This is a genomic window from Thiobacillus sp. SCN 63-57 (assembly GCF_001725555.1).
Classification (GTDB): domain Bacteria; phylum Pseudomonadota; class Gammaproteobacteria; order Burkholderiales; family Thiobacillaceae; genus Thiobacillus.
The window spans coordinates 1-6491 of record NZ_MEGP01000056.1 but is presented as its reverse complement, the minus strand read 5'-3'; the positions used below and the strand labels follow the sequence as shown (position 1 = coordinate 6491).

The 6491-nt window shown below is 62.3% G+C and carries 9 protein-coding genes; 6 read left to right on the top strand and 3 right to left on the bottom strand.

Going from position 1 to position 6491, the window contains the following annotated elements; translation table 11 throughout:
- From ABT23_RS14640 to ABT23_RS14615, 6 genes are all read left to right on the top strand, one after another.
- On the top strand, positions 1-193 hold a 193-nt coding region (locus ABT23_RS14640; RefSeq protein ID WP_296636914.1), incomplete at its 5' end, for a hypothetical protein.
- A gap of 179 nt (positions 194-372) precedes the next feature.
- Positions 373-1284 (top strand): YkgJ family cysteine cluster protein, encoded by a 912-nt coding sequence (locus ABT23_RS14635; protein WP_296636911.1) that lies wholly within the window; start codon positions 373-375, stop codon positions 1282-1284.
- A gap of 8 nt (positions 1285-1292) precedes the next feature.
- On the top strand, positions 1293-1754 hold the full coding sequence (locus tag ABT23_RS14630) for a DUF4124 domain-containing protein (protein ID WP_296636908.1): 462 nt from the start codon (positions 1293-1295) through the stop codon (positions 1752-1754).
- Between the two features lie 13 nt (positions 1755-1767).
- Positions 1768-2580, top strand: coding sequence for a CbbQ/NirQ/NorQ/GpvN family protein (locus tag ABT23_RS14625; protein ID WP_296636906.1), 813 nt, complete (start codon positions 1768-1770; stop codon positions 2578-2580).
- Entirely contained in the window at positions 2580-4700 is a 2121-nt protein-coding gene (locus tag ABT23_RS14620) for a VWA domain-containing protein (RefSeq protein ID WP_296636904.1), read from the top strand. Before ABT23_RS14625 ends, ABT23_RS14620 begins: the two co-directional genes overlap by 1 nt.
- A complete protein-coding gene (locus tag ABT23_RS14615; RefSeq protein WP_296636901.1) occupies positions 4697-4969 on the top strand; it encodes a hypothetical protein in 273 nt (90 codons plus the stop codon). The genes ABT23_RS14620 and ABT23_RS14615 overlap by 4 nt, the downstream gene beginning before the upstream one ends.
- Here the strand turns inward: ABT23_RS14615 and cgtA are convergent.
- The 3 genes from cgtA to ABT23_RS14600 form a co-directional block, all read right to left on the bottom strand.
- Positions 4966-6030 carry an Obg family GTPase CgtA gene (gene cgtA / locus ABT23_RS14610; RefSeq protein ID WP_296636899.1) on the bottom strand — a complete coding sequence of 355 codons (1065 nt, stop codon included), beginning with the start codon at positions 6028-6030 and terminating at the stop codon, positions 4966-4968. The two genes, ABT23_RS14615 and cgtA, sit on opposite strands and share 4 nt — an antisense overlap.
- A 95-nt stretch (positions 6031-6125) precedes the next feature.
- Complete coding sequence (gene rpmA / locus ABT23_RS14605; protein ID WP_018507686.1) at positions 6126-6389, bottom strand: 50S ribosomal protein L27; 264 nt, start codon at positions 6387-6389, stop codon at positions 6126-6128.
- Between the two features lie 12 nt (positions 6390-6401).
- Positions 6402-6491, bottom strand: a 90-nt coding sequence (locus ABT23_RS14600) for a bL21 family ribosomal protein (RefSeq protein WP_296636917.1), incomplete at its 5' end; no start/stop codon positions are given.

The window sequence follows — 6491 nt, the reverse complement described above, 5'->3', positions numbered from 1 at the left end:
CATCCAGTTCCGCGAAGAAAGCCGTTACCCCGGCTTCTACTACCGCATGGACAAGAACTTTGTCGATGAGGAAAACTGGCACTGCTTCGTGAACTCGGTCTACGACAAGAACTCCAAACAGTGGAACTGCTTCAAGCGCGCCCACGTGGATCTGGTCGACAAGTCCAAGCTGTTCAAGCCCGCTGCCCACTGATTCATTAGGTTCGCAGTGAACTCCGGGCGCCTAACGGCGCCCGGTTTTTTTCCGGCAGCGATACCAGCAAGAGCAACAAGGTTGTTCAGCATCCAGCCGAAAGCGCGTAACCTACGCGTTCCCGTTTGTATGTTGTTTTTTGAAGTGAGGGGCCAGGCCCCGGAAGGTAAGGTAGTGAGATGAACGAAGCCGAATTCAAGGACATGATTGCCGATTCCCCGTTTGCGGGGAGCCCGGTCAAACCCATCATGCTGGCGGAAGACGCGAAACTGCAGTTCCGTTGCCACCGCGACGTCAAATGCTGGAACGCCTGCTGTTCCAACATCGACATTCCGCTGACACCCTATGATGTCCTGCGCCTGAAAAAGCGCCTGGACATGTCGTCGGGCGAATTTCTCAAGCAGTACTCGGTCCCGTTCGAGATGGACAAGGACGGCATGCCGGGCATCAAGCTGAACCCGGTCGAGGGCGGCACCGCCTGCCAGTTCATGACGCCCGAGGGCTGCGGCGTCTACGAAGACCGCCCCACGGCCTGCCGCTACTACCCGGTCGCCCTGCTGACCATGCGCCGCTCCGACGAATACGTCGACCGCAGCGCCTATGCGATGGTCAAGGAGCCGCACTGCCTTGGCCATTTCGAGGACAAGACCCAGACCATCGAGGAATACCGCCGCGAACAGGGCGTGGACGAATACGACCGGAAGGCCCATGCATGGCGCCAGCTGGTGGTCAAACGCAAATCAGCCGGCCCCGCCATCGGCAAGCCGACCCCGGTTTCCAACCAACTCTTCTTCATGGCGAGCTACGACGTCGATCGTTTCCGCGCCTTCGTCATGAGCCCGAGTTTCAACGACACCTACGACATCCCGGTCGACGTCATGGCGCTGCTGATCGCCGACGATGAGGCCCTGCTCGACTTCGGCCTGAATTTCCTGCGCCACACCCTGTTCGGCGAGAAATTTGTCGAGGAACGCCCGGACGCCTACGAAAAGCGTCTGGCACGTCGCCGCGCCCTGGCCGAGCAGGAGAAAGAAGCCGAGTTCCAGCAAAAGATGGCGCTGGAGGACGACAAGTATTCGGGCGAGCATTGATTCCGCCGATGCGAAGCCTGATTGGACTGACGGTGCTCGTACTGGCGCTCGCTTCTCACGCGGAAGCCGCCACGCTCAACAAATGCATCGATGCCAAGGGTGAGGTTACGTATTCCAACCTCCCCTGCCACAATGCCCGGGAAGTTCGTACCGTCGAAATCGATCCCGCACCGCAACCCGACCCTGTACAAGCGCAGCCCGCTCAGCCAGCTATTGTTCCGACATCCAAGCCGAAATCCCCGCCCACGGAATCTGCCCCCCCGATTCGCCTCGAAACCCGGCGCGCCAGCGCGCCCCCGCCTTCACGGGCTTCGGCGAGCAAATGCGACACACTGACCAACAAGCTTGGACAAGTGTTCGACAAGATGGATCAGGCACGCCGCAAAGGGTATACACAAAAACAAATGGATGCATGGAACCTGCAAGTCAAAGAGCTCGAACGCAAAAAACAGCTGTCCGGCTGCTTCTGAAAGTCTCCCGACCATGAATGCCCGCACCCTCGACCCAGCCCACCACCTCATCGAAAAAGAGCCCTACTACGAGGCTGTCGGGGAGGAAATCCAGCTGTTCGAAGCCGCCTACCGGCAGCAGATTCCGGTACTGCTGAAGGGCCCCACCGGCTGCGGCAAGACGCGCTTCATGGAACACATGGCGTGGCGGCTCAAACGGCCGCTGATCACGGTGTCGTGCCACGATGATCTCACCGCCTCCGACCTGGTCGGCCGCTACCTGGTCAAGGGCGGCGAAACCGTGTGGGTCGACGGCCCGCTGACCCGCGCGGTGCGCTGCGGTGGCATCTGCTATCTGGATGAAATCGTCGAGGCACGCAAGGACACCATGGTCGTGATCCATCCGCTGGCCGACGACCGCCGTACCCTGCCGATGGAAAAGCTCGGCCAGATCGTCGAGGCGCCCCCCGAGTTCTGCCTGGCCATTTCCTACAATCCCGGTTACCAAAGTGTGCTGAAGGACCTCAAGCAATCGACCCGGCAGCGCTTCGTCGCACTCGAATTCGACTACCCGTCGGCCGCGCTCGAACGACGCATCGTCGCCAGCGAATCCGGTGTATCCGACGCCATCGCCGACAATCTCGTCCGTTTCGCGCAGATGACGCGCAATCTCAAGGGCAGCGGGCTTGAGGAAGGCGCGTCCACGCGGCTGCTGGTACATGCCGGCAAGCTGATCGCCGACGGCGTGAGCCCAGTCACCGCCTGCAAAGCCGCCGTCGCCCAGGCGGTCACCGATGACGCCGACATGCTCAAAGCGATCCAGGAGCTGTCCTCCTCCATCTTCTGATGGCACAGCAACAACTGACAACAGCCGAGATGGAGGCCAGCCTCCACATCTGGCTGGACACCGAATTCACCTATTTCAAGGTCGAGCAGCTCGCAGCCGAACTCGCCACGCTGACGCGCGACGAGCAGGATTTCATCCTCGGCTGGATACGCCGCATCGCTTCCACCCATATCACGCTGGCCTGGCAGTTCGGCCGCCGCGCGCCGGCCCTGCTGTCGCGCATGGAGCGGCGCCTGCTGGAAGCATGGGCGGTGCATACCTGCGACGTGTTCGACCGCACAGGCCTGCAGACCGCCCTCCGGGTGATGGAAGAAGTCGACAGCTTCGACGAGACCCTGCACCGGAACGATGCGGCCGGTGCGCTGTTCGATGACATCGCGCCCATCCTGGGGAATTTCGTCTGCGGCCTCTCGGGACGGCGGCTGCGCATCGAGGAGGGCGATGCCGCCTGGACCGACGGCGAGCGGATCATATTGCCGCCGCTGATCGCCGCGTTGCCGGACCTCGACGACAACTTCCAGCTGGCCAAGATCACGGTCGCGTTGCTGTGGGCGCAAACCCGTTACGGCACCTTGCGCGCCGATCTCACTGGCATCGCCACGAAATATGCCGATCCCGAGCGCGCACTCGCCCGTCTGTACGCATTGGAAACCCTTCGCCTGAGTGCGCGCATCGCCCGCGAACTGCCCGGCTTATACCGGCAAATGCAGCGCCTGCGTGCACAGCTCGATCCTGGGTTGCCACCGAGTTGGCAACGGTTCGAGGCCCGGCTTGCCGCCGATCAGGCCACGCTGGACGACAGCCTGGCCCTGCTCGATGCCGCGTACGAGGATGTCGACTGCCCGCAGTGGAGCGATCAGGGTTGTCTGCGTCCGGATGCGATTGCCGCCGCCCGCACGGCCCGGCTGGACAAGGAAAAAGCGCGACTGCGCATCAAGCTGGCCGAACTGTTGGAGGAGCAGACGGCCGCGCAACCCGATCCGCAGACCGCCGCGGAAACACCGCCTGAGCTGAACGTGACGCCACGCGATGAAAACGGCCTGCTCGATTTCGAGATCACCCTCGACGACGCTCCGATCGCACCGCCCGACGGCGTCAAGCAGCTGCTGACCTCGGTCTATCTCGATTTCGGCGAGATCCCGCCGGACTACCTGACCCCCGCCGGCGACGGCGAATACGACCCGAACCTCGTCTTCGACCAGCCCGAGGATCCCGATGCCGTGTGGCACGGCACCTATCACGAGAAAGGTGCCGAACTGTATCCCGAGTGGGATCACGGCCGCCAGCATTACCGCAAGAACTGGTGCGTGATGCGGGAAAAAACCGTCACCCCGGCCTACGACGACTTCTACCGCGACACGCTCGGCAAACACGCTGGCGTGGTCAAGCACCTGCGCCGGAAATTCGAAGCGTTGCGCGACGAGAACCGGATCGAGAAGCGGCAGGTCCAGGGCGACGAGATCGACCTCGATGCATTGATCGAAGCCCTCGCCGATGCGAAGGATGGCAGCGAAATGAGCGACCGCCTGTTCGTGCGCCTGCACCGTGCCGAACGCAACATCGCCGTGGCCTTCCTGGTCGACATGAGCGGCTCGACCAAGGGCTGGATCAACGAGGCCGAGCGCGAAGCGCTGATCCTGTTGTGCGAGGCGCTGGAACTGCTGGGCGACCGCTATGCGATCTACGGATTTTCCGGCACCACGCGCAAGCGTTGCGAACTGTTCCGCATCAAAACCTTCGACGAGCGCTACGATGACGAGGTCAAGGCGCGCATCTCCGGCATCCGTCCGCAGGAATACACCCGCATGGGCTTTGCCCTGCGCCACATGACCAAGCTGCTGAATCAGGTCGAGGCGAAAACCCGCGTGCTGGTCACGCTCTCAGACGGCCGTCCGGATGACTATTTCGACGTCTATCGCGGCCAATACGGCATCGAGGACACGCGCATGGCGCTGCTGGAGGCGGCACGCACCGGCATCCATCCCTTCTGCATCACGCTCGATCGCGACGCGCGCGACTACCTGCCGCACATGTATGGCGCGGCGCGTTACATCATCCTGGACGACGTGCGACAATTGCCGGTGAAAGTCACCGACATCTACCGCCGCATCACGACATGAGCCTCGACGAACTGAAAGTGGGATTCTTCTATAGCAACGGTGCCTACGGCCGAACCTGGGGCGTGCGCCAGCTCGCCCAGATCGCCACCGATACCACAACCGGCGAAACGGTCTACCACTTCAAAGGCGTCGCCGGCACCTGCCGCCGCAAGAAAGGGCATTGCAGCCCGCTGGAATTTGCGCGCTGGGCCAAATACCAGGTGGCACTACTGGAAAACGATTGGAAACGCGTGGGCGGCGACGCGCCCGTCGAGTCACAGGCCGATTAATCGGCAGCGGGTTCCAGCGGAACTTGGGGCGCCGTCTCGGCAGGTACACGTGCCTGCGTTCCCAGATACTCCATCACCGCATAGGTCAGTGCGTTGCAGCCGGTTCCATCGAGCGCCGAAATTACGAACACCGGTCCTGTCCAGCCATAGTCGGCGACAAATTTCGCCACCACCGCCTCGCGTTCGGCTTCGTCCACCATATCGATCTTGTTCAGCACCAGCCAGCGCGGCTTGTCGTAGAGTTGCGGGTCGTACTTGCGCAGTTCCTCGACGATGGCACGCGCTTCGTGAACCGGGTCGCCGGCCTCCCAGCGCGGCGAGATGTCGACCAGATGCAGCAGTAGATGCGTGCGTTGCAAATGGCGCAGGAACTGGTGACCCAGCCCGGCCCCCTCGGCCGCGCCTTCGATCAGGCCGGGAATGTCGGCGATGACGAAGCTGCGTTCGCTATCCACCCGCACCACGCCCAGATTGGGCGCCAGCGTGGTGAACGGATAATCGGCCACCTTGGGACGCGCCGCCGACACCGCACGGATGAAGGTCGATTTGCCCGCGTTGGGCATGCCCAGCAGGCCCACATCCGCCAGCACCTTCAGCTCCAGCGCCAGTTCCCATTCCTCGCCCGGCTCGCCGAGCGTGTGCTGGCGCGGCGCGCGGTTGATGCTGGATTTGAAATGCAGATTGCCGAGGCCACCCTTGCCGCCCTTGGCCAGACATACGGTCTGGCCGTTTTCGGCCAGATCGGCCACTACCTCGCCGCTATTGATATCGGTAAACACCGTGCCCACCGGCACGCGGACGGTCAGATCCTCGCCGCCCTTGCCGTAGCATTGGGCGCCGCGCCCGTTTTCGCCATTCTGCGCCTTGAAACTCCGCTTGAAACGGAATTCGACCAGCGTGTTGATATTGCAGTCAGCCACCGCATACACGCTGCCGCCGCGACCGCCGTCACCGCCATCCGGCCCACCCTTGGGAATGTATTTTTCACGGCGAAACGATGCGCTGCCGTCGCCGCCCTTGCCCGCCAGCACCTGGATTTTCGCTTCGTCGATGAATTTCATAATGGAGTGATCCTAATTGGCCCCGCACAAACAAAAAAGCCCCATCCGGCGGACAGGGCTTTCTGGCGAACGAGTCGGACTCAGTTCAATTCGATTCAGGCTGCGACCGGCTCGATGCGAACGACACGGCGACGGGCAGCGCCCTTGACCTCGAACTTGACCGTGCCGTCGGCCTTGGCGAACAGGGTGTGGTCCTTGCCGATACCGACGTTGTCGCCGGGATGGAATTGAGTGCCGCGCTGACGCACGATGATGTTGCCTGCCAGGACCAGTTCGCCGCCGTAGCGCTTCACGCCCAGACGCTTCGACTCCGAATCGCGACCGTTACGCGAACTGCCGCCTGCTTTCTTGTGTGCCATGTTATGTGCTCCTTATGCGGTGATGCCGCCGATTTGTACTTCGGTGAAGTACTGGCGATGGCCCTGGCTCTTGCGATAGTGCTTGCGGCGGCGCATCTTGAA